Below are 1,904 nucleotides of genomic sequence, written 5' to 3' on the forward strand. Positions count from 1 at the left end.
ATGTACACATTCACCGACGCCCCGCACTCCAGGATCTCCCGCAGCGCCTCCGCCGCGTCGCCCGCCGCCCGCACCGCGTGCTCCGTGCCCCAGTGGTCGAACCAGCCGCACCAGAACTCCATGCACATCAGCGGCCCCGCCGGCCGGTGGCGCCGCAGCGTCGCGAAACCCTCCCGCGCACCCGAACCGAAGTTCGCCGTCGCGAGCACCCCCGGCACCGAGCCGCCCGTCAACATGTGGTCCTCGGGACCGTCCGACGTGAACAGCGGAACACTCACCCCGCAGCCCCGCAACAGCCCCGCCAGCCACTCCAGATAGCCCTGGTCGCTGCCGTAACTGCCGTACTCGTTCTCCACCTGCACCAGCACCACCGGACCGCCCCGATCGATCTGCCGCTCCACCACCTGCGGCAGCAACCGCCGGAACCACGCCTCCACCGGCCCGAGGAACGCCGGATCCAGCGTCCGCACCCGCCGCCCCAGCGGGCCCGTCAGCCAGTGCGGCAGCCCGCCGTTCTCCCACTCGGCGCAGATGTACGGCCCCGGGCGCACGATCGCCCGCATCCCCGCCCGCGCCACCGCGTCCAGGAACCGGCCGAGGGCGTCCGGGTCCGCGTACCGCCCCGGCTCCGGCTCGTGCAGATTCCACGGGACGTACGTCTCGACGCAGTCGAGGCCCATCGCACGCAGCATCCCCAGCCGGTGCCCCCACTGCTCCTCGTGCACCCGGAAGTAGTGCAGCGCCCCCGACAGGAGGCGCACCGGCCGCCCGTCGAGCAGAAAGTCCTCGTCACCCACAGCGAACGTGCTCATGGCCTCACCCTCGCCCTCTGGCGGCGAGGCGGTCCATGGACAAAGATCGTCGCAGTTTGGACGTTACCGCCCGCCCGGTCCCGACCCACCGGACGGGCCAGGGAAAGGGCGCCACCGCATGTACCACACCTGGATGCGCTACTTCACGCCCAGCCCCGTCCACCACCGGCTCGGCCTCGTCTGCCTCGGCGTCGGACTCCAGCACGGCACCCTCCCCACCGTCGGCCCCCGCACCCTCGACCGGCCCGGCCCGACGAGTCCGTCCAGGCCGAACTGACCCGGCTGCGGGAGAGCATCGACAACATCGACGCGGCGGTCGTCCACATGCTCGCCGAACGCTTCAAATGCACCCAGCAGGTCGGCGTCCTCAAGGCCGAGCACCAGCTGCCGCCCGCCGACCCCGCCCGCGAGGCCCGGCAGATCGCCCGGCTGCGGCAACTCGCCGGCAGCGCCAAACTGGACCCGGCGTTCGCCGAGAAGCTCCTCACCTTCATCATCGCCGAGGTCATCCGCCACCACGAGACGATCGCGGACGGAGCACGCTGAATGGCCCGCGTCACGGTCTTCACCCTCGGAGGGACCATCTCCGCGCGAGGCGGTGACGCGGCCCGCATGAGCGGCCGGGAAGTCCTCGCCGAACTCGGCGGCGACCACGACATCGTCCTCCACGACTTCCGCCGCGTCCCCAGCTCCACCCTCACCCACGCCGACCTCGCCGCCCTCGCCGCCGAGATCCGTACCACCGTCGCCGCGGGATCCGGCGCCGTCGTCGTCCAGGGCACCGACACCCTGGAGGAGACCGCCTTCCTCCTCGACCTGCTCTGCACCACCGAGCGGCCCGTCGTCGTCACCGGCGCCATGCGCCGCCCCGACCTCCCCGGCGCCGACGGCCCCGCCAACCTGGCCGCCGCCCTCGCCGTCGCCGCCGACCCGGCCTGCCGCGACCTGGGCGTCCTCGTCGTCATGGCCGACGAGATCCACGCCGCCCGCCACGCCCGGAAGACCCACACCACCTCGGTCGCCACCTTCGCCTCACCCGGCACCGGTCCCCTCGGCCACGTCGTCGAGGGCGCACCCCGCATCCTGTTCCGC

At 72.8% G+C, this 1,904-nt stretch carries 3 protein-coding genes and 1 pseudogene; 3 read left to right on the forward strand and 1 reads right to left on the reverse strand.

Annotated features, from left to right (window positions below; all coding sequences use genetic code 11):
* Window positions 1–812 (reverse strand): beta-galactosidase (locus tag EAO70_RS22060; RefSeq protein ID WP_187283986.1); only part of this gene is annotated, 812 nt, incomplete at its 3' end.
* 118 nt (window positions 813–930) lie between these two features.
* Here EAO70_RS22060 and EAO70_RS22065 point away from each other — a divergent pair.
* From EAO70_RS22065 to EAO70_RS22075, 3 genes and pseudogenes are all read left to right on the forward strand, one after another.
* Window positions 931–1,053: pseudogene (locus EAO70_RS22065) on the forward strand (AraC family transcriptional regulator); the annotation flags it as partial.
* 32 nt (window positions 1,054–1,085) lie between these two features.
* Window positions 1,086–1,358 (forward strand): chorismate mutase, encoded by a 273-nt coding sequence (locus EAO70_RS22070; RefSeq protein WP_148005292.1) that lies wholly within the window; start codon window positions 1,086–1,088, stop codon window positions 1,356–1,358.
* Window positions 1,359–1,904, forward strand: a 546-nt coding sequence (locus EAO70_RS22075; RefSeq protein ID WP_187283987.1) for an asparaginase domain-containing protein, incomplete at its 3' end; no start/stop codon positions are given.

This window comes from Streptomyces sp. adm13(2018) (assembly GCF_008042145.1).
GTDB lineage: Bacteria > Actinomycetota > Actinomycetes > Streptomycetales > Streptomycetaceae > Streptomyces.